Here is a 25,167-nt window from a genome sequence, read left to right as displayed (position 1 = left end):
GTCAGTTTTCCAGGTTGATGTGGTTGGTCTTGATGAACTGGTCCCAGCGCTGGTACTCGCGCTTCACATAGGCGTCCAGCGCCGGTCCGTCGGACGCGACGATTTCGAAGCCGGCCTCGGTCAGTTTGCGGCGAACTTCCGGGTCGGCAAGGACAGCCTGGAAATCGGCGGTCAAGGCTTTTACCGTAGCCGCCGGCGTGCCGGCGGGCGCGAACATCCCGCTCCATGAATAGGCCTCGAACCCGGGATAGCCGGACTCGGCCACGGTGGGCACGTTGGGCAGGTCGGGCAGGCGCTTTTCGCCGGCCACGGCCAGAGGCTTGATCTTGCCCGCCTGGATCTGGCCGCGCAGGGCCGCGTAGCTGAGCCACGTCATATCGGCCTGCCCGCCCACCACCGCCTGCACGGCGGGTCCGCCGCCGCCATACGGCACATGCAGGAGGTCCACGCCGGACAACCGCTTGAGCTGCTCGGGCGCAAGATGGTTCAGGGAGCCGACGCCCGTGGAAGCGAAGTTGTATTGCTTGCGCGGGTTCTTCCGGACAGCGTCGAAAAAAGCGCTGAGCGTATCGCCGGGAACGGACGGGTTGGCGCCGATGACGAGCGGAAAGCGCACGGTCTGGCAGATCCCGACGAAGTCCTTGAACGTGTCGTAGGGCAGGTTGGACTTTGCCGCGGGATTGAGTGCGTGGTTGTCGAAACTGACCAGCAGCGTATTGCCGTCGGGCGCCGCGCGCGCGACGAAAGCGGTGGCGATCTGGCTGGCCGCGCCGGCGCGGTTTTCGACGATGACGCTGCGCCCGTGCATGCGTTCGGACAGCTTGGGCTGCAGGATACGCGCCAGAATATCGGTGCTGCCGCCGGGCGGGTATGGCACCACCAGGATCAGCGGCCGCTCATCCGCAGCGTGCGCCACCGGCGCCATCGGCAGCAAGGCGCCCGCCAGCGTGGCGCCAAGCACGCCAAGGACAGCCAGGCGCTTGCGCGCCGGCCGGAATCGGTTGTTCGGGTGCTTCAGCGTCGTCATGGTTTCCCCTTGCGTGTGGTTCAGGCCTGGTCTTCCAATTGGTCCCGCATATAGATGGTGGAAAAGCCTGTGCGGATAACGTCGGTGATCTGGTCCAGCCGCCGGCCGATGTGACGGCCCATCAGCGTCTGCAGCAACGCTTCGTCGCGCGCCTGCAGCGCGTCCACGATCTGCAGGTGTTCGGCCTGGGTATGGCTGCGGCGCCCCTGCCGCATATCGATCCAGCGCACGAAATGGATACGCGCATTGACGCTTTCCAGGCTGCGCACGAATTCCTCGTTGCCGGTCAGCCGCGCCAGTGACACGTGGAAGGACTCGTCCAGCGCGAGCAGGCGCGTGGCGTCCGCATCCTCCGGCACATCGCGGGACGCCTGCACCGCCGCCCGCAGGACCGCCAGCTGTTCGTCCGTGGCCCGCTGGCATGCCACGCGGACGATGCCGCATTCCAGGACGGACCGGAATTCATACAGGCTGTGGATCTGCTTGGCGTCCAGCGGACGTCCGATGAAGCCGCGGTTGACGGCCCGGGTGACGAAGCCCTCCACCATCAGCTGGTTCAAAACCTCGCGCAGAGGCGTACGGCTGACGTTCAGCTGCCGCGCCAGCTCGACCTCGTTGATGCGTTGGCCGGGCTTGAATTGAAACTGGACCGCCATGGTTTTGACGGTCTCGTACAGGCTTGCGATGCCCTCGGAGGTACGGGCCGCATATCGAGGCAGGGCCATGGCTGTGGCGCGCGATGCGCTTCGGAAGGAAACTGCATACTAAAGTGTATGCACTTTGCGCGACCACAAGGGTTTTCCCGCAAAGCCGTCCCGGCGCCGCGGAGGAATCAGAAGCCGGTATCGAGCAGATGGCGCTGCCCGTGCGCGTCTTGCACGGTGAGCGACACGAGCGAATTGGCGGTCTCGGGGGCCCCTTGATCGATGCGCAGTCGCGCATGGCCCAGCGGCACAACCCAGCTGCCGTCGGCCGCCGGCAAGGCCGCGCTATCGGCGAGGGACGCGAAAACGGCCGCCACGCTGGCCGGGTTGGGCGCGCGCGCCGCTACCTCCACCAGGGCCCGGACGCCGTTGGCGTGGTGCATCAACCCGGGCTGCCACACGCACTCGGGAGTGAGATGACGACAGAAGTACAGACGCATGCCGGGGATGGGCTGCTCCGCGAAACGGACGGTGTGAAAGCGCGCTTCCACGGTTTGGCCATTCACATTGGCGGGCCGGGTCAGAACCTGCACCGGGTTGACGGCGTAGCCCGCGGCGCGCAAGCGTTCGTAGGTGGCTTGCGCATCGTCGGTGCGAAGCACGAGCGCCTCCAGTCCCAGCGGAGAATCGGCAATCTCCTTGCGGGCCGGCGGCTTGCCCGGCGGCCATCCCAGAAGCTCGATGTAGGCGTGCTCCAGAACCATCAGGCGGTTCCAGGAGCCAAGGTTGTGCAACGCCGTTTCGCTCAGCGTGTAGCCCTGCCCGGTGAAATGCGGCGCCGCCTCTTCCAGACGGTCGCGGACCATGATCACCGCATGGTCCAGTTCCGCCGCATTGCCTGCTTCTTTCATCAAGCGCTCCTGGGACCGCCCGCGCAAGCTAAGCCCGCCGGGTCACGCTCGCCTAGACGAGCTTGCCGTGGCACTGCTTGTACTTCTTGCCGCTGCCGCACGGGCAAGGATCGTTGCGGCCGACCTTGGGCAGCACGTTGCGCACGGGCTGCTGGGCCGGGGCGCTGTCCGCTTGCTTGCCAAGCGCTTCGTCGTAGTCGGCGTGCTGGTATTGCACGTTGTGGACATGGGACTGCGCAGCTTCCGCCTCCGCGGCGGCGACCTGCTCCTGCGACTGGATGCGAACCGTCATCAGCACTTTGACCACATCATCGCGGATGCGGTCCAACATGCCGGAGAACAGCTCGAAAGCCTCGCGCTTGTATTCCTGCTTGGGATTTTTCTGCGCGTAGCCGCGCAGATGGATCCCTTGGCGCAGATAGTCCAGCGCCGACAGGTGCTCCCGCCAATGCTGATCGATGGCCTGCAGCATGATGGAGCGTTCGAATTGCGCCCAGCCTTCCGTGCCGACCTGCTCCACCTTGGCGCGATACGCCGCAGCGGCCGCCTCGCGCACCCGTTCCAGCAGTTCGTCGTCGGTCAGGTTGGGTTCCTTTTCCACCATCTCCGTCAACGGCAGCGAGATATGGAAGTCCGACTCCAGCGCACGCTGCAGCCCCGGAACATCCCACTGCTCCTCCACCGATTCCTCGGGGATGTGAGCGCGGAAGAGTTCAGTGATGGCGCCGTCGCGCATGCTCTCGACCGTCGGACCGATCGTCGCGGCCTCCAGCACTTCGTTGCGCTGCGCGTACAGCACCTTGCGCTGGTCGTTGGCGACGTCGTCGTATTCGAGCAGCTGCTTGCGGATATCGAAGTTGCGGCCTTCCACCTTGCGCTGCGCCGTTTCGATCGAGCGCGTGACCATGCCAGCCTCGATCGGCTCGCCTTCGGGCAGCTTCAGGCGCTCCATGATGGCGCGCACGCGATCGCCGGCGAAGATACGCATAAGCGGATCTTCCAGCGACAGATAGAACCGCGACGAGCCGGGGTCGCCCTGGCGTCCGGCGCGGCCGCGCAGCTGATTGTCGATACGGCGGGATTCGTGCCGCTCGGTACCGATGATGCGCAGGCCGCCGGCAGCCTTCACTTTTTCATTGGCCGGCTTCCATTCGGACCGGATCTTCTCGATACGCGCGTTCTTTTCCTCTTCCGACAGGTTGGGATCGGCACGGACCAGGTCCACCTGCTTGTCCACGCTGCCGCCCAGCACGATGTCGGTGCCGCGGCCAGCCATGTTGGTGGCAATGGTGATATGCCCCGGCTTGCCGGCTTCCGCGACGATTTCGGCTTCGCGGGCATGCTGCTTGGCGTTCAGCACTTCGTGCGGCAGCTTGGCTTTCTGCAACAAACCCGAGAGCAGTTCGGAGTTCTCGATACTGGTCGTACCGACCAGCACCGGCTGGCCGCGCTCGTGGCAATCGCGGATGTCGGCCAGGATCGCGTCGTACTTCTCGCGCGCCGTCTTGAAGACCTGGTCGTTCTGATCCTTGCGGATCATCGGCTTGTTGGTCGGGATGATGACGGTTTCTAGCCCGTAGATCTCCTGGAACTCGTACGCTTCCGTGTCGGCGGTGCCGGTCATGCCGGCCAGCTTGTCGTACATGCGGAAGTAGTTCTGGAAGGTGATCGAAGCCAGCGTCTGGTTCTCGTGCTGGATCTTCACGCCTTCCTTCGCCTCGACGGCCTGGTGCAGGCCGTCCGACCAGCGCCGGCCCACCATCAGGCGGCCCGTGAATTCGTCCACGATGATCACTTCGCCGTCCTGCACCACGTATTGCTGGTCGCGGAAGAACAGCGTATGCGCGCGTAGCGCGACCATTAGGTGATGCATCAGCGCGATGTGCCGCGGCTCATACAGGGATTCGCCTTCGGGCAGGATGCCCAGACGCGTCAGGATGGCTTCGGCGTGCTCGTGTCCGGCTTCGGACAGATAAACCTGCTGACTCTTTTCGTCGACCCAGTAGTCGCCTTCGGGCTCGGGCTCCTGCGGCTTGGGTTCGGATTCCATGCGCTTGAGCAGCGGCGGCACCGCGTTCATACGGATGTACAGCTCGGTATGGTCTTCCGCCTGGCCCGAAATGATCAGCGGCGTGCGCGCCTCGTCAATCAGGATGGAGTCGACCTCGTCGACGATGGCGTAGGACAGCCCGCGCTGGCGCCGGTCTTCGACGCGGTACTCCATGTTGTCGCGCAGGTAGTCGAAGCCAAACTCGTTGTTCGTGCCGTAGGTGATGTCGGCCTGGTACGCCGCCTTCTTTTCCTCGTTGGGCTGCTGCGGCACGACCACGCCGACGGTCATCCCCAGGAAACGGTACAGCCGTCCCATCCATTCCGCGTCGCGGCGGGCCAGGTAGTCGTTCACGGTAACCACGTGCACGCCCTTGCCCGACAGCGCGTTCAGGTAGACGGGCAACGTCGCCATCAGCGTCTTGCCTTCACCGGTCCGCATTTCGGCGATCTTGCCGTTGTGCAGGGCGATGCCGCCCAGCATCTGCACGTCGAAATGGCGCATTCCGAACACGCGCTTGCCCGCCTCCCGAACCACGGCAAAAGCTTCGGGCAGCAGGTCGTCCAGCGACGTGCCCTGCTGATAGCGGTTGCGGAATTCCTGCGTCTTGGCCGCGAGTTGCTCGTCGGAGAGCGCCGCGATGCCCGGTTCCAGACCATTGATCTGGCTCACCAGCTTGCGATACTGCTTAAGCAGCCGGTCGTTGCGGCTGCCTATGAGTTTTTTGAGCAGAGAAACCATTCGTCTATCCGCGCGCGCCTTACCGCCGACGGCGGAATGCCGGCGCGCGACATGTCTTGTTGTTGATGGAGCGGAGTGGCCCGCCGGGAAACGATCGAGTGTAACGCACCCGGCCGCAACGTTCCGCCGCACGGTCCGGCACGGCGGCCGGGCCCCGGCCGGTCGTCAACGGACGATGGGCCCGGGCGCGGACGCCATCACCGGCGGCGCGGTCGATGGGCGGCCAAGAAAGAGGCGCGGATCCAGAGCCTGTCCGCCCAGACGCACCTCGAAATGCAGGTGCGGCCCGGTCGATACGCCTGAAGAACCCACGCGAGCGATCGGCTGCCCGCGCTCGACCAGGTCGCCCGCCTTGACGAGCACCTTCGATGCGTGGGCATAGCGGGTCATCAGCCCGTCGCCATGGTCGATCTCGACCCGCTGACCGTATCCCGCGTCCGGACCCGCCGCGCGGACCACGCCGCCGGCGGCCGCCAGGATCGGCGTGCCGCCGGGCGCGGCGAAATCCAGGCCCTCATGCCGCGTGTAGCGGCCGCTGACCGGATGGCGCCGCCAGCCGTAGGATGAGCTCAGATAGGGGTAGTCGGTCAGCGGCATGGACGTCGGCAGGCGCGCCAGGTCGGCGGCGCGGCGCGTGAGCGCCATATCGAAGACCTGCAGCGCCGCCATGCGGGCGGCCAATTCCTCGGCCAGCATGTCGATGTGGCGGCCGAGCGCCTGGGCCGGGCCGGGTTCGACGGGCGGCTGCGGCACGCCGCCCTCCGGGGCGGCCGCCTCAGCCTGGCCTGCTTCGTCCATCGCGCCGTCCAGGACGTCATCGGCGGCGACCGCCTGCAGCGACGAGGCGGGCGATGCTTCGGGAAACTGGGACGGCGGCGCGCCGTCCCAACCCGCCGGCATGGGAACACCGGCCGCAACCGCAAGACGGCGGGCCAGCGCGTCCACGCCGGCAAGCCGGGCCTGCAGGGTGCCGACTTTCTCGGCGAGCAAGGCGAGCGTACGCCGCAGCATGTCGTCGGTGTACGGTCCCGGCGCGCCGGCCGGCGCGACACCGACCGCCTGCGCGGCGGGAAGGACGCTCGCCGGCATCAAGCCGCGATACAGCAAGGCGCCGGCGAGAGCGGCCAGCAGCAATACGCCGCTCATCAGCAGGGCCAGCCGGCCGCCTTCCAGCGTGAAATGTCCCGGCGACCCGCGCCGGCCATGCATAATGACAAACTTCAATCGAGCAATCCTTTTCCACCCCGGCATGAAAAGATCCGCGGCACACCGTCCCTTCGCCAAGCCCCCTCGGGCGGACCATACCGCGCTGGGCTGGCTGGGCCACGATGCCCGAGGCGCCGGCGTGCTGGCGACCGCGCGCCTGCACCTGCAGATCCAGCGCGCCGTGGCGGCGGCCGTGCCGCCAGCCCTGGGCGCCGTATGCCGCGTGGCGCGGCTCGAGCACGATCGCCTGCAATTGGCCGTGCCAAGCGCGGCCCACGCGGCGAAGCTGCGCCAGATGGCGCCCCGAATCGCGCAGGCGCTGCAAGCGGGCGGGTGGAACCTTAACGAAATCGCAGTGAAGGTTCAAGCGGGCCTGCCGGGCGCAGGGACGAAACCGGCACGTCCGCCGAAGGAAGCCGTGCCGCTGGACGAAACCGCGCTGAACGCCTTCCAGGCGCTGAGGGAAACCTTGCACCCGGGACCGCTGGCAGACGCCGTCGAGCGCCTGCTACGGCACCATCGCCAGGGCTGAGCAAAGGATCGCGCGGACCAAGCCGCGCGACGGCGTGTTCGAGGCCGTCAGGCCAGCTTCCACTCGTAGCGGAACGCCTGCGGCGCCTCGGCCTGCGACTGATACGACACCAGTTCCCAGGACTCCTGCTGCGCGAGCAGCGCGCGGGCCAGCTGGTTGTTCAGGTAATGGCCTGATTTGCACGCGACATAGCGCGCGACCAACGGCTTGCCGATCAGATAAAGGTCGCCAATCGCGTCCAGGATCTTATGCTTGACGAACTCGTCGTCGTAGCGCAGCCCGTCGCTGTTCAGGACGCGGTATTCGTCCATGACAATCGCGTTGTCCAAGCTGCCGCCGCGGGCCAGGCCCATCGAACGCAGCGCCTCGACCTCGTTCACGAAACCGAAGGTACGCGCGCGGGCGATTTCACGGGTATACGAGTGGGTAGCGAAATCGACCTCGGCGAAATTCGACGTGGAATCGATGGCCGGATGCCGGAAGTCGATGGAAAACGCCAGCGCGAAGCCGTCATGGGGCTCCAGCCGGGCCCATTTCTCATTGCGGCCTTCGCCTTCCCGGACTTCAATGGTCTTCTTGACGCGGATGAACTGCTTCGGCGCGTTCTGCTCCACGATGCCCGCGGAACGCAGCAGGTAAACGAAAGTGGCTGCGCTGCCGTCCATGATCGGCACTTCCTCGGCCGTCAGATCCACGTGCAGATTATCGATGCCCAGCCCGGCCAGGGCGGACATCAGGTGTTCGACCGTGGAAACGCGCACATTGCCTTGCTGCAGGACCGACGCCATGCGGGTATCGCCGACGGCGGTCGCCAGTGCCGGAAGATCCACCACTTCGGGCAAATCGATGCGATGGAAAACGATCCCAGTATTCGGCGCAGCGGGACGAAGCGTGAGCTCGACCCGGCGTCCGGAATGCACGCCGACGCCGGTGGTCTTGACCAAGTTCTGAATGCTGCGTTGACGGAACATGAGAAAGTTTTCGTATTCTGGTTGGACAAAACCGGAGGGCCTTGTCGGAATGCGTCATTGTAACGCCGCGGAAATGCGCGACCAACGCAAAGTAACTAACCGAAATGATAGCTTGTATCTATCGGCCGGGGGCGCGTCTTTCCCTTCCCGGCCCGCCGGGGAAGCGGGCCGGGGTTGAGGGAGTTGCGAACCGCCTGACGCTCAGTCGGCCTGCTTGCGCAGGAACGCCGGAATGTCGAAGTGGTCCATGCCCGAGCTTTCCAGGGCGCGCACCTGGGCCGACGCCTGCGTGCGCGGGTTGCGCATCACCGACGGCATGTCCAGATTGCGGTAATCGCCCTGACCGGAGCCATTGGGCATCATCCCGGCCATCGGGAAGTTGTCCGTACCGGTACGCAGCACTTCGGCCGTGCTCTGCACCAATTGCGGACGGCTCTGGGTGCGGCCCAAGCCCGTGGCCACCACCGTGACGCGCAGGTTGTCGCCCATGGATTCATCGTAGGCGGTGCCGAAGATCACGGTGGCATCCTCGGAAGCGTAGCCGCGGATGGTTTCCATGATTTCGCGGGTTTCGCGCATCTTCAGGGTGCGGCTGGCGGTGATATTGACCAGCACGCCGCGGGCCCCGTGCAGATCCACGCCTTCCAGCAGCGGGCACGCAATGGCATGCTCGGCCGCCACGCGGGCGCGGTCGGCGCCGGAGGCCGTCGCCGTACCCATCATGGCCTGGCCCTGCTCGCCCATGATGGTCTTGACGTCTTCGAAGTCGACGTTGACATTGCCTTCCACGTTGATGATTTCGGCAATGCCGGCGCAGGCATTGTGAAGGATGTCGTCCGCCGCCTTGAAGCAGTCTTCCTGCGTGGCGTCCTCGTCCATCAGCTCGTACAGGTTTTCATTGAGCACGACGATCAGCGAATGCACATGCTTCGCCAGTTCGTTGATGCCCTCTTCGGCCATTTTCAGGCGCTTGGTGCCCTCGAAAGCGAACGGCTTGGTGACGACACCGACCGTCAGGATGCCGAGCTCCTTGGCGACCTCGGCGACGACCGGACCGGCGCCGGTGCCGGTGCCGCCGCCCATGCCGGCGGTGATGAACACCATGTGCGCGCCGTTCAGCGCCGCGCGGATCTCCTCGCGTGCGGTTTCCGCCGACGCGCGGCCCTGCTCGGGCTTGGCGCCAGCGCCCAGGCCGGTGCGGCCCAGGCGGATCTGCACCGGGGCGTTCGTGGCCGCCAGCGCCTGTGCGTCCGTGTTGGCGCAGATGAAATCGACGCCGCTCACGCCATTGCGAATCATGTGCGCCACGGCATTGCCGCCCGCACCGCCGACACCAACGACCTTGATCACGGTCCCTTTGGTGCTGTTTTCGAGCATTTCAAAGTTCATCATGAAGACTCCCTCAAGTCTGATATGCAAATCACAAGAAATTTCCCCAACTACCTTCTTTGTGAATCGCTTCAAAGCCGACGCCGACCCTCAGGTCCGCCACGGGTTTGAAACGTCTCCCGGCGCGCCAGCCATCCCGCCCCGGCGCACCGCGGGACCGCCGGCAGCACGGTCCCTGGAGGACTGTCGCCCTCCTAGTTCATGAACCACTCCTTCATCCGCGCCAACAGGGTTTTGAAATTCCCCGTCTGCGCGGCAACCTTGCGGCCGCGCATGCGTTGCATGCGGGCCTCCTGCAACAGCCCCATGACGGTCGCGAAGCGCGGGTTGCGCATCACGTCGGCGAGACTGCCTTCGTACTCCGGCACGGCGACCCGCACCGGTTTCAGAAACACGTCCTCGGCCAGCTCGACCATGCCGGGCAGCTGCGCCGACCCGCCGGTGAGCACGACGCCCGAGGCCAGCAAGTCCTCATAGCCGGAATCGCGCACCACCTGCTGCACCAGCGTGAACAGTTCCTCGATGCGCGGCTCGATGACCGCACCCAAGGCCTGCCGCTTGACGAGCCGCGGGCCGCGGTCGCCCAGGCCCGGCACCTCCACCGTTTCGTCCGGGCTTGCCAGCACCTGTTTGGCCACGCCATAGCGCAGTTTGATTTCCTCCGCGTCGGGCGTCGGGGTGCGCAGCATCGCCGCGATATCGTTGGTGATCTGATCGCCGGCGATCGGAATGACCGCCGTATGCCGGATGGCGCCGCCCGTGAAAATCGCCACGTCGGTGGTGCCTCCGCCGATGTCCACCAGCACGACGCCCAGCTCCTTCTCGTCGGTGGTCAGGCAAGCCAGGCTCGAAGCCAGCGGCTGCAGGATCAGGTCCTGCACTTCCAGGCCGCAACGCCGCACGCACTTGACGATGTTCTGCGCGGCGCTGACCGCGCCCGTCACGATGTGCACGCGCACTTCCAGGCGCAGGCCGCTCATGCCGATCGGTTCGCGGATGTCTTCCTGACCGTCGACGATGAACTCCTGCGTCAGCACGTGCAGCACCTGCTGGTCGGTCGGTATGTTGACCGCCTTGGCAGTTTCGATGACGCGCGCCACGTCGGTGGCGGTAACTTCCTTGTCTTTCACGGCGACCATGCCGCTGGAGTTGAAGCTGCGGATATGGCTGCCGGCGATGCCCGTGTAGACGTCGCGGATCTTGCAATCGGCCATCAGCTCGGCTTCCTCGAGCGCGCGCTGGATGGAATTCACCGTTGTTTCGATGTTGACGACCACGCCCTTACGCATGCCGCGCGATTCGTGCTGGCCCAGGCCCAGCACCTCGAACCGGCCTTCCGGCAGGATCTCGGCCACCACAGCCACCACCTTGCTGGTTCCGATATCGAGGGCGACGATTAAGTCCTTGATGTCACGGGTCATGGCGTTAGCGCTTTTTCAAATTGGATTTCGGTTTGGTTTTGGATTCGGATTCCGGCAACGGCGCCAGAGCCAATGCAAACCCGTTGGGGTAGCGCAAATCGGCCTGCAAAATGGTGCGGCCCTCCAGTTTCTGCGTCAGGGCGGGCCAGGCCTGCACGAAGCGCTGAATGCGCGCGGCGAACGGCAAGGCTCCCGGCGGCCCGTTGGGGTCGGGCGCATCCGCGCCCGGGTCTCGCCCAAGGTCCAGCTTGAGCCCATTCGACAGGGTCGCCCGCCAGGCATAGCGGGGGCTCAGCTCCAGATCCTCGACACGCATATCGAGCGGCGCGAACCAGCGCGCCAGCTCGGCATAGCGCTGCACCACCAGGCTTTCGCTGCCCTCGGGCCCGTAGAAATGCGGCAAGGCGGACTCGTCGTCCAGCTCGCCCGTATTCGCGGTGAACGACTCGCCCCAGGTATTGATCATCTGGTTTTCGTTCCAGAGCGCCAGGGGCTGCTGTTCCTCGATCCGCACGCGCAGCACATTGGGCCAGATGCGGCGCACGGTCGCGTGCCGCACCCAGGGCGCGGACTCGAACACCGCACGCGCCTTGTCCAGGTTCATGGTGAAGAAATTGCCCTTGAGCTCGCCCGCAATCGCCGCCCGCACGCTGACGGGCGATACATAGTGCAGCTGCGAGCCCGGAGCCGCTTCCAGCTCGATCGCGGCCAGATCGAAATACGGCCGCTTCGCCAGCCACACCAGCCCGGCCGCCAGCATGGCGAGCACCGCCAGCACGGCCAGCGTGTTGGCGATCAGGTTGGTGGTGCGAGCATCGTTCCACACGGAATATCCAAATCAACGGTTGCGCGCCGGGCTGCGTACTTTGCACGAAGCCTCGGACAAAATTGCCACACAAAGTTCCGGATACGTCATGCCAACCGCCTGCGCCGCCTTGGGCACCAGCGAATGGCTCGTCATACCGGGAGACGTATTCATTTCAAGCAGCCATACGCGCTGCTCGGCATCCAGCATCAGGTCGGCGCGGCCCCAGCCCTCGCAGCCCAGCGCGCGGTAGGCCTCGACGCTGACGCGCTGGGCCTCGCGCGCAACCGCCTCCGGCAGATCGGCCGGGCAGAAGTACTGCGTATCGTCAGAGAAGTACTTGTGCTCGTAGTCGTAGTTGCCACCGGGCGCGGCGATTTCGATCACCGGCAGCGCCCGGGCCGTGCTGCCCGCGCCCAGCAGCGCGACCGTCAGTTCGCGGCCAGCGATGAACTGCTCCGCCAGCACTTCGCTATCGAACCGCGCCGCCTCGGCATAGGCTTCCTTCATGTCCGAATAGCCGAGCACCTTCGTGATGCCGACCGTCGAGCCCTCGTGCGGCGGCTTGATGATCAGCGGCAGGCCCAGGCTGTCGGGAACGCGCCGCAGCTCGGTGTGCGCATCCAGGACGGCAAAGTCGGGCGTGGGCAGGCCGTGCTGCAGCCAGATCCGCTTCGTCATGATCTTGTCCATGGCGATCGCCGAAGCCGCCGGGCCGCTCCCGGTGTAGGGAATGCCGAGCAACTCCAGCGCGCCCTGGATGGTTCCGTCTTCGCCGTAACGGCCGTGCAGCGCGATGAAGACGCGGTCGAACCCGGCCGCCTCCAGCTCGCCCAGGCCCTGCGTACCGGTGTCGAACAGATGCGCGTCCACGCCCACGCTGCGCAGCGCTTCATGCACTCCGGCGCCGGACATGAGCGAGACCTCGCGCTCGGCCGAGCGGCCGCCATAAAGCACGCCGACGCGGCCCAGTCCGCGGCCATCCGGTCCCGACTGGGCGGCAGCGCGCGCACGGCGCAGGCTTTCTTCGCGCGCGGCGGCGTTCTGGCGATCATCGATGCTCATGCGAGTTCTCCTATCTGCGCCGGCACCTTGCTGATGGATCCGGCGCCCATGACGATGACGACGTCGCCGTCCCGCACGAAGTCCAGCGTGGCCTGCGGCAGCTCGGCCACATCTTCGACGAAGACGGGCTCGACCTTGCCGGCCACGCGCAGCGCGCGCGCCAGGGCGCGCCCGTCCGCGGCCACCAGGGGCGGCTCGCCGGCTGCATAGACTTCCGTCAGCAGAACGGCATCGGCGGAGCCGAGCACACGTACGAAATCCTCGAAGCAATCCCGGGTGCGGGTATAGCGGTGGGGCTGGAAGGCCAGCACGATGCGCCGCTTCGGCCAGGCGCCGCGAGCGGCCGCCAGCGTGGCGGCCATCTCGGCGGGATGATGGCCGTAGTCGTCGATCACGGTGAACGTGCCTCCGCCGTGCGTTTTGGGCACCGCGAAATCGCCGACCTGGGTAAAGCGCCGGTTCACGCCATGGAAGGACTCCAGCGCATTGCAGATGGCCTTGTCCGGCACGCCGAGCTCGGACGCCACGGCGATCGCGGCCAGCGCGTTGCGTACATTGTGCAGGCCGGGCAGGTTCAGACATACCGACAAGGGCGGCAGTTCGATGTCGCGGTCGCGCCGCAACACATCGAAGCACATGCGCGTGCCGTCGGTGCGCACGTTGCGGCCCGACACCTGCGCCTCGGCGCTCAAGCCGTAGGTCGTGATCGGACGCGACACGAAGGGCATGATTTCCCTGACGTTGGCGTCATCCATGCACAGCACCGCGCTCCCGTAGAACGGCAGCTTCTGGGTGAATTCGATGAAAGCGCTCTTCAGCCGGGCAACGTCGTGGCCATACGTATCCATATGGTCGGCATCGATGTTCGTAACGATGGCCATGACCGGCAGCAGGTTCAGGAACGAGGCATCCGACTCGTCGGCTTCGACCACGATGTATTCGCCCTGCCCCAGCCGCGCGTTGGCGCCGGCGGAGTTCAGGCGGCCGCCGATCACGAAGGTGGGATCCAGGCCGCCGGCCGCCAGCACGCTTGCCACCAGGCTGGTCGTGGTGGTCTTGCCATGCGTACCCGCAATCGCGATGCCCCGCTTGAGCCGCATGAGTTCGGCCAGCATGATGGCGCGCGGCACGACCGGAATGCGGGCGGCCCGCGCGGCGATGACTTCGGGGTTGTCGCCGGCCACCGCCGTGGAAGTCACAATGGCGTCGGCGCCTGCGATATTGGCGGCGGCATGCCCGATGACGACGGACACGCCCAATTCCGACAGGCGGCGCGTCACGGCGGAGTCGCTCAGGTCGGAGCCGCTGACACGGTAGCCCAGGTTCAGCAGCACTTCCGCGATGCCGCTCATCCCGGACCCGCCGATCCCGACGAAATGGATATGTTGAATTCTGTGTTTCATGATGTTCTGTTGACTCCGCGACCCACGCGGCGCGCCGCGACGGCTTCGCATGCGTCGGCGATGCGCTGGGCGGCGTCCGGCATGGCTCGGGCGCGCGCACGGGCGGCGACATCGCACAGCTCGCCGCGGCTGCGCTGCGTCAGCCATTCGGCGAGCCATTGCGGCGTCAGGTCGGCTTGCTGGCGCAGCCAGCCCGCGCCAGCGTCGCTCAGGTAACGGGCGTTCGCGGTCTGGTGATCGTCGATCGCGTGCGGAAAAGGAATGAAAAGCGCGGCGGCGCCCGCGGCGGCGATTTCCGCCACCGTCATCGCACCCGCGCGGCAAATGACGACGTCAGCCGCCGCCAGGGCGCCCGCCATATCGTCGATGAAGGCCCTGCAATCCGACTGCACGCCCGCGGCGGCATAGGCCGCACGCAGGGCATCGATATGCTGCTCGCCGGCCTGGTGCGTCACCTGCGGCCGCGACGCCGCCGGCAGCAGGGCAAGCGCCTGCGGAACGATCGTATTCAAGGCCTGCGCGCCCAGGCTGCCGCCAACGACCAGCACATGGAGCGCGCCATCGCGACCCGCATAACGCTGCGCAGGCGCCGGTACGGCGCAGACCTCGGCGCGCACGGGGTTGCCCACGGCTTCGCCGCCTCGCAGCACACCGGGGAAACCCGTCAACACGCGTGCGGCCAGGCGGGCCAGCGTGCGGTTCGCCGTTCCGGCCACGGCGTTCTGTTCGTGTACGACCAGCGGAATCCCGCGCAGCGCGGCCGCCACCCCCCCTGGGAAAGCGACATAGCCGCCCATGCCAAGGACCACATCGGGACGCGTCTCGGACAGATGCCGCCAGGCCTGGCGCAGCGCGGCCAGCAGCCGGCCGGGCAGCTGCAGCAGCGCCGTGAGCCCGCGTCCGCGCACGCCCTGGAAGCGCAGCGGCGCCATGTCGATGCCGTGCGCCGGCACCAGGCGGCCTTCCATCTTTTCCGGGTTCCCGAGCCACCGCACTTGCCACCCGCGCTCGCGCAGGACCGCGGCCACCGCCAGACCCGGCATGATGTGTCCGCCCGTGCCGCCGGCCATGATCAGCGCCGTGCGCGACAAGCGGGGTTCACGCCGCTGCTGCACGGTTTCGCTCAGGGCCGGCACGCGCTGAAGTGCGCTCATACCCGACCTCCGCGCATCATCGTCCGGTTCTCCAGATCGACGCGGATCAGCATGGCAAGCGCCGCCAGGTTCATGATGATGCCCGAGCCGCCATAGGACATCAGCGGCAGCGTCAGGCCCTTGGTCGGCAGCAGGCCAAGGCACACGCCCATATTGATGAAGGCTTGCACGCCGAACCAGATGGCGACGCCCTGGGCCACCATGCCGGCGAAAGTACGCTCCATCGCGATGGCCTGACGGCCGATCTCGAAGCCGCGCTGCACGATGATGCCAAACAGGCAGATCACCAGCAGGACGCCCGCGAATCCCAATTCCTCGCCCACCACCGCCATCAGGAAGTCGGTGTGCGCCTCGGGCAGGTAGTGCAGTTTTTCCACGCTGGCGCCCAACCCCACGCCGAACCACTCGCCGCGGCCCAAAGCGATCAGCGAATGCGACAACTGGTAGGCGCTGCCGTACGCGTTGTCCTCGTTCCAGGGATCCAGGTAGGCGAACAGCCGCGCGCGGCGCCAGGGAGACGCCCAGATCAGCAGCAGGAAGGTGCCTACCAGCACGCCAAGCAGGCTGCTGAAGTACTTTCCATTGATGCCGCCGAGGAACAGGATGCCGATCGCGATGGCGACGATGACCATGAAGGCGCCCAGGTCCGGCTCGAGCAGCAGGAACAGGCCGACGCCGCCCAGCGCGCAGGCCATCGGCAGGAAGCCGCGTGCGAAGTTCTGCATGTGCTCCTGCTTGCGCACGGTGTAGTCCGCGGCGTAGAGCAGCGCGGCAACCTTCATCAGCTCCGAAGGCTGGAAATTGACCGGGCCCAGCGGAAACCAGCGATGCGCGCCGTTGACCTCGCGTCCGATGCCCGGAATCAGGACGAGCGCCAGCAGCGCCAGCGATACCATGAACAAAGGCACGGCCAGGCGCTGCCACACGCGCACCGGAATCGTGATCACGCACGCGGCGGCGATCAGCCCGATGGCGACGAAGGCGGCGTGGCGGACGACGAAATAGTACTGACCGTATGCCGCATAGCGAGGACCATCAGCCAGCGCGATGGAGGCGGAATAGACCATCAACAACCCAAGCGCGAGCAACGTGCCGGACGCGATCACCAGCGGCATATCGAAGCTGCGCATGCGCGTGCGGCCCGGACGCACCGCGTTCACGCTGCCGGTCAGTTCCGCGAACAGGCTCATGCGATCTCCCCGTGGTCCAGCGCCAGTTCCTGCACGGCTTCGGCGAAGACCTGGCCCCGATGAACGTAATTGCGGAACATATCCATGCTCGCGCAGGCAGGCGAAAGGAGAACGGCATCGCCCGGCTGCGCCAGTTCCATCGCCTGCCGCACGGCAGCGCGCATGTCGTCCGCCGCCACGCAGGCGACGGCGGTGCCGGCCAGGGCGCGCCCGATTTCCGGCCCATCCTGGCCGATCAGCACCACCGCCCTGCCATGCCGCGTCACGGGCGCGACCAACGGCGAAAAATCCTGTCCCTTGCCCAGACCGCCAGCGATCAGCACCACGGGCTGGCCCAGCCCTTCCAGGGCCGCGACCGTGGCGCCCACATTGGTGCCCTTGCTGTCGTTGATGAAGTCGACATCCGCGATCCGGCGCACGAATTCCACCCGGTTGGGTTCGCCGGCATACTCGCGCGCCGCGCGCAGCATGGGCCCCCAGCCCAGATCGAGGGCGCGGCCCAGGGCCAGCGCTGCCAGGGTATTCGTCGCGTTATGCATGCCCCGGATCAGCAGCGCGTCCGCGGGCATCAGCCGGGACAGGCGTCCTGCGGGACGCACCGGGGGCGGCGCATCTTTCTTCCGGCGTGCCGGAGCCGGGGCGGGAATGTCGAAATCGTTGGCCTCGCACGCGGCCAGCCACGCCACGCCTTGGCCTTGCTCCAGACCCAGATCGCCGACCAGCGCCGGCGCGTCCCGCCCGAAACTGCGCACTTGCATCCCCGCCAGGTTCTCCACCATGGCGGCCGTGAGCGCATCATCGCGGTTCACAATCGCGATTCGCGCCATCTTGAGCAAACGCGCCTTGGCATCCGCGTAGGCCTGCATGTCGCCATGCCAGTCCAGATGATCCTGCGTGACGTTGAGCACGACGCCGGCATCCAGCGCCAGGCTTTGCGTGGTATGCAACTGGAAGCTCGACAGCTCCAGCACCCACGCCTGGGGCAGCTCGTCGCGGTCCAGGGCGTCCATGAGCGCGGTAAGCGCCGCCGGGCCGATGTTGCCCGCTGCGCGCGCCGTCAGGCCGGCAGCCTCGATCATGTGACGCGTCAGGGCGGTGACCGTTGTCTTGCCGTTCGTCCCGGTCACCCCAAGCAGCCGGGGATGATAGTCGCGGCTTTCGGCCAAGCCGGCCAGGGCGCGCGCGAACAACTCGATTTCACCCACCACCTCGATGCCGCGCGCGTCGGCTTCGGCAAGAAGCTCGCGGGCCGGGCTTTGATTCGGCGCCAGGCCCGGGCTGATGACGACCTGGGTGACTTCATCCAGCAAACCGGCCTCGAAGGAACCGAGTCCGAGCCGGTACTCGGGCTGCTCGCCCTGCAGCGCGCCGTCGAACGCCGCTCGCAGCGTCTCCAGGCCGCCGGGCTGTTCGCGGGTGTCGGCAATGCGCAGGCGTGCGCCGCTGCGCGCGCACCAGCGCGCGGCGGCAATGCCCGTCTCGCCCAGACCCAGAATCAGGACGCGCGAGGTATCGGAAGCGGAGGAAGCGGAATGTTCCGGCGCGCTCATCGCAACTTCAACGTCGAAAGACCAATCAATACCAGCATCATGCTGATAATCCAGAAACGGACCACGACCTGCGTTTCCTTCCAGCCGCCCACTTCGAAGTGGTGATGCAGCGGCGCCATGCGGAAGATGCGCCGGCCCTCGCCGTATTTGCGCTTGGTGTACTTGAACCAGGTCACCTGCACCATGACCGACAGCGTTTCGACAACGAATACGCCGCCCATGATGAACAGCACGATTTCCTGGCGCGCTATAACCGCGATCGTGCCCAGCGCGCCGCCGAGCGCCAGCGCGCCGACGTCGCCCATGAAAACCTGCGCCGGGTATGCGTTGAACCACAGGAAAGCGAGACCGGCGCCAGCCAGGGCGGCGCACAGCACCATCAGTTCGGACGCGCCCGGCACATAAGGAAACAGCAGGTATTTGGAATAGTCGGCGCGCCCGATCACGTAGGAAAAAATTCCCAGCGCGCCGCCGACCATCACCGTCGGCATGATCGCCAGTCCATCGAGCCCGTCGGTCAGATTCACCGCGTTGCTCGTGCCCACGATGACGAACCACGTGAGTCCGACGAAGCCCAGCACGCCCAATGGATAGCTGACCGTTTTGAAAAACGGCACGATCAGGTCGGCGCGGGTTGGCAGCGGCATGGAAAAGCCGCTGGCCACCCAGCCTCGGAACAGCGGCCACAGTTCGGTGTTGGCGGGCGCGGACACCGCGAACGCCAGATACACCGCGGCAACCAGCCCGATCAGGGCCTGCCAGAAGAATTTTTGCCGCGCGGGCATCCCTTCCGGATTGCGATGCACGACCTTGCGGTAATCGTCCATCCATCCGATCAGGCCGAAGCCGAACGTGACCAGCAGCACCACCCAGACGAAGCGGTTGCTCCAATCCGCCCACAGCAGCGTACTGATGCCGATGCCGATCAGGATGAGCGCGCCGCCCATGGTGGGGGTGCCCGTCTTCACCAGATGGCTCTGCGGGCCGTAGGCGCGCACCGCCTGCCCGATCTTCAGTTCCGTCAGCTTGCGGATGACGCGCGGCCCTGCGAACAGCCCGATGAGCAGGGCCGTGGCGCAGGCGAACACCGCACGCAAGGTGATGTACTCGAATACCCCAAAGGTTCGGATGTCGTCGGAGAGCCAGCGGGCGATCTCAAGCAGCATGCCGTTCTCCCTGCCCCAGGGGCGCATGCCCGTCACGACTCAACAACGCCTTCACTACCCGCTCCATGCGCATAAAGCGCGAACCCTTTACCAATACGGCGCGCGCGGCTTGACCGCGCAGCGCCGTCACAATTTCTTCCACACTCTCGCAAGCCCTTGCCTGTGGACCAAAGGCCGTCGCGGCATCGCCGGCGGCCGAACCCAGGCTCAGGAAGAGATCGATACCGCGATCGCGGGCGTATTCGCCCACCTCGCGGTGCATCGCCGGACCGTTGGCGCCCACCTCGCCCATGTCCCCCAATACCAACGCGCGCGGCGCCGGCAGTTGAGCAAGAACATCGATGGCCGCCCTGACGGAATCCGGATTCGCATTGTAGGTGTCATCAACGAGCAAGGTTCCGTCACTCAATTGATGGCGCTGCATGCGACCCGTCACCGGGCTGAACGCCGCCAGCGCCCGGCACGCCGAGGCCAGCGGCGCGCCGGCGGCCAGGGCGCAGGCCGTAGCCGCCAACGCGTTGCGCAGATTGTGCATGCCCGGGACCGGGAGCTCCAGAATCGCTGTGCCAGCAGGTGTGACCAATTGGCACCGGCTGCCCAAGGCGTCCATCCGGATCTGTTCGGCGTAAACGTCGAGCCCGGCCTGAAGACCGAAACGCAGAACGCGCGGCGTCGCGCTCATTGCATCCCAGGTTGGCGTGTAGGCGTCGTCGCCGGGATAGACCGCGTAACCGGACGCCGGCAGCGCCGCGAGCACGGCGCCGTTTTCCTCGGCCACCGCCTGTACGGTATGCATGAATTCCTGGTGCTCGCGCTGCGCGTTGTTCACCAGGCCGACCGTGGGCGCGGCCATCTCGGCCAGCAGCGCGATTTCGCCGGGATGGTTCATCCCCAGTTCGAACACGGCGGCCTGATGGTGACCGCGCAGACGCAGCAGCGTCAGCGGCACGCCGATATCGTTGTTGAAGTTGCCGGCGGTGGCGAGCCGCTGGTCCTCGCCCAGCCAATCCGCCAGGATGGCGGAGATCATTTCCTTCGTCGTCGTCTTGCCGTTGCTGCCGGTGACGGCGATCACGGGAATGGAAAACCGTGCACGCCAGGCGGCGCCAATGCGGCCGAGCGCGGCTTTGGTTTCGCCCACCACGAGCTGCGGCAGCGCTGCGCCTTCGACACGGCGCGCAACCAGCGCCGCAACCGCTCCCTGTGCCGCGGCCTGCGGCACGTAATCGTGGCCGTCGAAGCGCTCGCCCGACAAGGCGACGAACAATTGTCCCGGACCGATGGTGCGCGTGTCGGTGGACACCGCCTCCACGCCGGGAAGCAGCAGCGCCAGCTGCGCCCATACCCGATCGTCGAAGGTGTGTTTGACGCCCGCGACCTCCTGATAGGTTTCATGCCCCTTGCCGGCCAGCAGGACCACGTCTTCGGCGGCGGACGACCATACCGCGTGCAGGATTGCGCGAGCGCGGTCCGGCTCGACCACGGGCGTTACGCCGTCAGGAATGCCGGCCTGGATCTGCGCCAGGATCGCGTCGGGATCCTCGCTGCGAGGATTGTCGTTGCTCAATATCACCCGGTCCGCCCTTTGGGCTGCGATGGCTCCCATCACCGGGCGCTTGCCGGCATCGCGATCGCCGCCGCAGCCGAACAGGCACACCAGCCTGCCGCCGCGCGCCCGCGCGACCGGCCGCAGCGCGATCAACGCGCGCTCCAGCGCGTCGGGCGTATGCGAGTAATCGACGACGACCATCGGCCCATTGGCCGCGGCGCCGGCCGTCAGCACCGGCGGGGCGACAATCTCCATGCGCCCGGCAACCGGTGTGGCCGCCGACAGTTCGCGCGCGATGTCCGACAGCGTCCAGCCCAATGCCTGCAGCACGCCCGCGACCAGCAGAAGGTTGGACACATTGTGCAGACCCAGCAGGCCCGTCATGATCTGCGCTTCACCCTGCGAGGTGGCCAGCGTAAAGATCTGGCCCTGGCCCGTGACGGACACGTCGCGTGCCTGCACCGCGGGGGGCGCCGGCATATCCGCGGCGTGTATCCCGTATGCCAGCACACGTTCGGCGGGCAGCGACGCAATCAATCGGCGGCCGGCATCGTCATCCGCGTTGATGACCGCGCGGGTCAAGCCCGGCCGGACGAATAGCTTCGCCTTCGCGGCCTCGTAGGCTTCCATCGTGCCGTGGTAATCCAGATGGTCGCGGCTGAGATTGGTAAAGGCCGCGATATCCACCCGCACCCCGTCCATGCGGCCCTGCTCGATGCCGATCGACGAGGCCTCCATCGCGACGAACTGCGCCCCTTCGCGCCGCATGGTCGCCAGCAGCCGGTGCACGGCCAGCACATCGGGCGTGGTCAAGGCGCCGGGAAGCTCGCGTCCGTCCGGCAGCGTCGCGCCCAGAGTGCCGATCGCGCCGCAGGGCTTGCCCGCATGCGTCAGCGCCCGCGCAAGCCATTGCACCGTGGATGTCTTGCCATTGGTCCCGGTGACGGCAATGACGCCGACCGCTGCGGAGGGTTGGTCATACCAGAGATCCGCCAGCGCGCCCAGCATGGCGCGCAAACCATCCACCACGCGCAAGGGCGTTGCCGTAGCGATCGGAGGTGCAGCGGCGTCGCGCGGCCCTTCCACCAGAACCGCGGCCGCACCCCGTGCGATCGCCTGCTCTATATAGAGGCTGCCGTCGGTGGCCCGTCCCTGGCAGGCGACGAAGACGTCGCCGGGGCAGATTTCGCGGGAATCCAGACGCAAATCCGCGCCCAAGGCGGCATGCTGGCGCAGCCACTGCGCGATCTCGTCGGCGCCGGCAGGCGATGCGACGCCCGTATTCACCGTGGAAGCGTTCATCGCGCCGGCTCCTGCAGACCTGCAACCACGGTCGATTCAAAGGGCGCATCCGGCTGCACATTCATGAGCCGCAGGCTGCCCCCGACGATGGTGGAAAACACCGGCGCCGCCACTGCGCCGCCGTAATAGCCGCCCGTCTGCGGTTCATCGATGGTCACGGCGACGACGATGCGGGGGTTGGACACCGGCGCAAACCCCACGAACGAACTGCGATAACGGCTGGTGCTGTACTTGCCGTCGACGATCTTGCGCGCCGTCCCGCTCTTGCCGGCGACGCGGTAGCCCTGGACCTGCGCCAGCTTGGCGCCGTCCGGTCCGGCGGCCGCTTCCAGCATGCCGCGGATCAGCGTGGCAACCTTGGGGCTATAGACCTTCACGCTGGTGGGTTCGCTGTCGCGCTTGACCAGCGTCAGCGACACCATATCGCCATTGCGGGCGAAAACCGTATAGGCGCGCGCCATCTGCAGCAGCGAAACGGAAAGCCCATAGCCGTACGCCATGGTCGCTTTTTCGATCAGGCGCCAGCGGTCCCAAGGGCGCAGGCGGCCCGGCGCGGCGCCGGGAAAGCCCAGTTGCGGCGCCTGTCCCAGCCCCAGCTCGGTGAAGCGATCCCACATTTCGCGCGCCTCGAGCTTCTCCGAAATGAGGGTCATGCCGATATTGCTGGACCGCCGCAGCACGTCGGCCACGTTGATCGTGCCGTTGCGGCTGACGTCGCTGATGGTGGAACCCTGGTAGCGGAAATGCCCGTTGCCGGTCTCGAACATGGTCGAGGTCGTGATGCGCCCCAGGTCCAGAGCGAGCGCCGCCGTGAACGGCTTCATGATGGAACCCGGCTCGAAGGTATCCGTGATGGCCTGATTGCGCAGGGCGTCCGAATCGAGGGAACTGCGGTCGCTCGGGTTGTAGGTGGGCAGGCTTGCCATGCTCAGCACCTCACCGGTCTGGGCGTCGAGTACGACCGCCGCCGCGCCGCGCGCGTGGTGCAGCGCGATGGCGTCGCTCAAAGCCTTGTACACCACGTACTGCACGCGCGTATCGATGGACAGGCGCAGATCCTTGCCGTTGACGGGTTCCGTCACCGCCTGGACGTCCTCGATCACTCGCCCGAGACGGTCCTTGATCACGCGCCGCGTGCCGGGGCGGCCGGACAGGAGCTTGTTGAACGCAAGCTCGACCCCCTCCTGCCCCTGGTCCTCGACGTTGGTGAAGCCGACGACGTGCGCCATGACTTCGCCTTCCGGGTAATAGCGCCGCGTTTCGGGCTGCTGATGGATGCCCGGAACGTTCAATTGCTTGATCTTGTCCGCGATTTCCATCGGGACCTGACGCTTCAGGTAAACGAAATTCTTGTCTTCGTTGGCAAACCGCTTGTTCAGGTCGCCGACCGGCATGTCCAGCAGCTTACCCAGCGCGGCCAGCTGCGACGGCGTGGCGGCGCGCGCATCCTCCGGAATCGCCCAGATCGCACGCGCCGGCACGCTCGACGCCAGCACCACGTTGTTGCGGTCGACGATCTTGCCACGCGTGGCGGCCAGCGTCAGCGTGCGTTCGTAGCGGCGCTCGCCCTGCTGCTGCAGGAAGTCCGTGCTGATGCCTTGCAGGAACAGGGCGCGGGCGGTCAGCGTCCCGAAGCCCAGGAAAAGCAGGATCAGCACAAGGCGGGCGCGCCACGCGGGCAACTGCCCGCGCAATACCGGACTATTGAAAAATGGCAGGCGCTTCATTGGACGCCTCCGCTGGGAGCCGGCTGGTTCAGATAGATCGTGCGCTCCGGCACGATAGGGATCATCTTCAGATCTTCGCGGGCGGCGCGGTCCACGCGCGCGTTGCGGGCAAGTTCGGCGCGATCCAGCTGCAAGCGGCGCCAATCGTTATCCAGATCGCGAGCCTGGGCCTGCGCGCGGTCGTAATCGATGAAAAGCTGCCGTGCCTGATAGCGGCTGGTCACCAGGGAAATGGCGCACGACATCAGCACCACGGCCAGGAGCAGGCTCAGTCGGCCCATCAGTGCCTCCCCTTGTCGCGCCGCCGGGCGCGGGAAGCGGCCAGCGGTTCGGCGCCGACAAATGCCGCGCCGCCGCCGGGCGGCACCGCCACGGCGGTGCGCTCGGCAACCCGCAGAACGGCCGAACGCGCGCGCGGATTCGCCGACGTTTCCTCGGGATCGGCCAGCACGCGGCCGAGCGAACGAAGCAGCGGCTGCGGCATTTCGCTCTCGCGCAGCGGCAGGCGAGCCTGAGCCGCGCCGGGTTTGGCCGCCGCCGCGATGAACTGCTTGACCATTCGGTCTTCGAGCGAATGAAAACTGATCACCGCCAGCCTCCCCGTGGGCGCGAGCAGATCTAGAGTTGCCGCGAGGGCGCGTGCGAGTTCTTCGAGTTCCCGATTGAGGTAAATCCGTAAAGCTTGAAAGGTGCGTGTGGCCGGATGCTGCCCCTTTTCGCGCGTGCGGACGGCGCCTGCGACGAGCTCGGCGAGTTCGAGCGTGGTGCGCAGCGGCCCTGTTGCGCGGCGAGCTGCAATCGTTTTTGCAATCTGAAAAGCAAACCGTTCTTCGCCATATTCCGCAATGACCTCCCGCATCTCTTCCACGCTGGCCTGCGCCAGCCATTCCGCGGCCGTGAGACCGCGGGTCGTATCCATGCGCATATCCAGCGGGCCTTCGCGCATGAAAGAAAAACCCCGCCCGGCGTCGTCGATCTGCGGAGAAGACACCCCGAGATCCAGCATGACGCCGTCCACCTTGTCCAACCCCAGATCCCGCAACGCTTCCGGCATGGAAGCGAAGCCGTCGTGCACGGCCGTTACGCGCGCATCGGCGGCAGCGAGCCGCCGCGCGACGGCTATCGCGCTGGGATCCTTGTCGAACACCACCAGCCTGCCCTTTGCCGACAAGCGAGACAGCAACGCTCCGGAATGTCCGCCGCGGCCGAACGTGCCGTCGACGTACACGCCGTCGAGACGCCGCGCGGCATCGTCCGCACCGTCCCCGCTGCGGCCGGCGGCCTTACGGCTGCCGAAACGCGGCAGCAGCAACGCATCAACCGTCGGCGCCAGCAGCACGGGCCGATGTTCGAGTTCCATGTCG

20 protein-coding genes are annotated in these 25,167 nt (G+C 66.5%); 1 reads left to right on the top strand and 19 read right to left on the bottom strand.

Annotation, left to right across the window (positions count from 1 at the left end; genetic code table 11):
* Position 1: 1 nt before the first annotated feature.
* From CAL13_RS04925 to CAL13_RS04905, 5 genes are all read right to left on the bottom strand, one after another.
* Positions 2-925: a tripartite tricarboxylate transporter substrate binding protein gene (locus tag CAL13_RS04925; RefSeq protein WP_086073519.1), complete on the bottom strand. Its 924-nt coding sequence runs from the start codon at positions 923-925 to the stop codon at positions 2-4.
* Positions 926-1,047: 122 nt separating this feature from the next.
* Positions 1,048-1,752 (bottom strand): GntR family transcriptional regulator, encoded by a 705-nt coding sequence (locus CAL13_RS04920; protein ID WP_086056377.1) that lies wholly within the window; start codon positions 1,750-1,752, stop codon positions 1,048-1,050.
* A gap of 107 nt (positions 1,753-1,859) precedes the next feature.
* Positions 1,860-2,582 carry a VOC family protein gene (locus CAL13_RS04915; protein ID WP_086071690.1) on the bottom strand — a complete coding sequence of 241 codons (723 nt, stop codon included), beginning with the start codon at positions 2,580-2,582 and terminating at the stop codon, positions 1,860-1,862.
* A 52-nt stretch (positions 2,583-2,634) separates the two neighbouring features.
* Entirely contained in the window at positions 2,635-5,373 is a 2,739-nt protein-coding gene (gene secA, locus CAL13_RS04910; protein ID WP_086056375.1) for a preprotein translocase subunit SecA, read from the bottom strand.
* Positions 5,374-5,538: 165 nt separating this feature from the next.
* A complete protein-coding gene (locus CAL13_RS04905) occupies positions 5,539-6,582 on the bottom strand; it encodes a M23 family metallopeptidase (RefSeq protein WP_086071689.1) in 1,044 nt (347 codons plus the stop codon).
* A gap of 40 nt (positions 6,583-6,622) precedes the next feature.
* Here CAL13_RS04905 and CAL13_RS04900 point away from each other — a divergent pair, with 40 nt between their 5' ends.
* Positions 6,623-7,111, top strand: coding sequence for a DciA family protein (locus CAL13_RS04900; RefSeq protein ID WP_086056373.1), 489 nt, complete (start codon positions 6,623-6,625; stop codon positions 7,109-7,111).
* A gap of 47 nt (positions 7,112-7,158) precedes the next feature.
* Here the strand turns inward: CAL13_RS04900 and lpxC are convergent, their stop codons facing one another.
* From lpxC to rsmH, 14 genes are all read right to left on the bottom strand, one after another.
* Positions 7,159-8,082 carry a UDP-3-O-acyl-N-acetylglucosamine deacetylase gene (gene lpxC / locus CAL13_RS04895; RefSeq protein WP_086056372.1) on the bottom strand — a complete coding sequence of 308 codons (924 nt, stop codon included), beginning with the start codon at positions 8,080-8,082 and terminating at the stop codon, positions 7,159-7,161.
* Between the two features lie 201 nt (positions 8,083-8,283).
* Positions 8,284-9,474 carry a cell division protein FtsZ gene (gene ftsZ / locus CAL13_RS04890; protein ID WP_086056371.1) on the bottom strand — a complete coding sequence of 397 codons (1,191 nt, stop codon included), beginning with the start codon at positions 9,472-9,474 and terminating at the stop codon, positions 8,284-8,286.
* Between the two features lie 191 nt (positions 9,475-9,665).
* Positions 9,666-10,892, bottom strand: a complete 1,227-nt coding sequence (gene ftsA, locus CAL13_RS04885) for a cell division protein FtsA (RefSeq protein ID WP_086056370.1) — start codon at positions 10,890-10,892, stop codon at positions 9,666-9,668.
* Positions 10,893-10,896: 4 nt separating this feature from the next.
* Entirely contained in the window at positions 10,897-11,718 is an 822-nt protein-coding gene (locus CAL13_RS04880) for a cell division protein FtsQ/DivIB (RefSeq protein ID WP_086056369.1), read from the bottom strand.
* 12 nt (positions 11,719-11,730) lie between these two features.
* A complete protein-coding gene (locus CAL13_RS04875) occupies positions 11,731-12,762 on the bottom strand; it encodes a D-alanine--D-alanine ligase (RefSeq protein WP_086071688.1) in 1,032 nt (343 codons plus the stop codon).
* Positions 12,759-14,165, bottom strand: coding sequence for a UDP-N-acetylmuramate--L-alanine ligase (gene murC, locus CAL13_RS04870; RefSeq protein WP_086056367.1), 1,407 nt, complete (start codon positions 14,163-14,165; stop codon positions 12,759-12,761). The genes CAL13_RS04875 and murC overlap by 4 nt, the downstream gene beginning before the upstream one ends.
* Positions 14,162-15,235 carry an undecaprenyldiphospho-muramoylpentapeptide beta-N-acetylglucosaminyltransferase gene (gene murG / locus CAL13_RS04865; protein WP_232462582.1) on the bottom strand — a complete coding sequence of 358 codons (1,074 nt, stop codon included), beginning with the start codon at positions 15,233-15,235 and terminating at the stop codon, positions 14,162-14,164. The genes murC and murG overlap by 4 nt, the downstream gene beginning before the upstream one ends.
* An 80-nt stretch (positions 15,236-15,315) precedes the next feature.
* The gene (gene ftsW, locus CAL13_RS04860) at positions 15,316-16,509 is read right to left on the bottom strand and encodes a putative lipid II flippase FtsW (protein WP_086056365.1); all 1,194 of its coding nucleotides are present in this window, start codon (positions 16,507-16,509) and stop codon (positions 15,316-15,318) included.
* Complete coding sequence (gene murD, locus CAL13_RS04855) at positions 16,506-18,059, bottom strand: UDP-N-acetylmuramoyl-L-alanine--D-glutamate ligase (RefSeq protein WP_086071687.1); 1,554 nt, start codon at positions 18,057-18,059, stop codon at positions 16,506-16,508. Before murD ends, ftsW begins: the two co-directional genes overlap by 4 nt.
* Entirely contained in the window at positions 18,056-19,225 is a 1,170-nt protein-coding gene (gene mraY, locus CAL13_RS04850; protein ID WP_086056363.1) for a phospho-N-acetylmuramoyl-pentapeptide-transferase, read from the bottom strand. Before mraY ends, murD begins: the two co-directional genes overlap by 4 nt.
* A complete protein-coding gene (gene murF / locus CAL13_RS04845; RefSeq protein ID WP_086071686.1) occupies positions 19,215-22,076 on the bottom strand; it encodes a bifunctional UDP-N-acetylmuramoyl-L-alanyl-D-glutamate--2,6-diaminopimelate ligase MurE/UDP-N-acetylmuramoyl-tripeptide--D-alanyl-D-alanine ligase MurF in 2,862 nt (953 codons plus the stop codon). The genes mraY and murF overlap by 11 nt, the downstream gene beginning before the upstream one ends.
* Positions 22,073-23,803 (bottom strand): peptidoglycan D,D-transpeptidase FtsI family protein, encoded by a 1,731-nt coding sequence (locus tag CAL13_RS04840; RefSeq protein WP_086071685.1) that lies wholly within the window; start codon positions 23,801-23,803, stop codon positions 22,073-22,075. The genes murF and CAL13_RS04840 overlap by 4 nt, the downstream gene beginning before the upstream one ends.
* Entirely contained in the window at positions 23,800-24,084 is a 285-nt protein-coding gene (gene ftsL, locus CAL13_RS04835; RefSeq protein ID WP_086056360.1) for a cell division protein FtsL, read from the bottom strand. The genes CAL13_RS04840 and ftsL overlap by 4 nt, the downstream gene beginning before the upstream one ends.
* Positions 24,084-25,163, bottom strand: coding sequence for a 16S rRNA (cytosine(1402)-N(4))-methyltransferase RsmH (rsmH, locus tag CAL13_RS04830; RefSeq protein WP_086071684.1), 1,080 nt, complete (start codon positions 25,161-25,163; stop codon positions 24,084-24,086). Before rsmH ends, ftsL begins: the two co-directional genes overlap by 1 nt.
* Positions 25,164-25,167 lie beyond the last annotated feature (4 nt).

Source organism: Bordetella genomosp. 9, assembly GCF_002119725.1.
In the GTDB taxonomy this organism is placed as follows: domain Bacteria; phylum Pseudomonadota; class Gammaproteobacteria; order Burkholderiales; family Burkholderiaceae_B; genus Bordetella_C.
The sequence above is the reverse complement of the archived record's forward strand: the minus strand, read 5'-3'. Positions and strand labels throughout refer to the sequence as shown.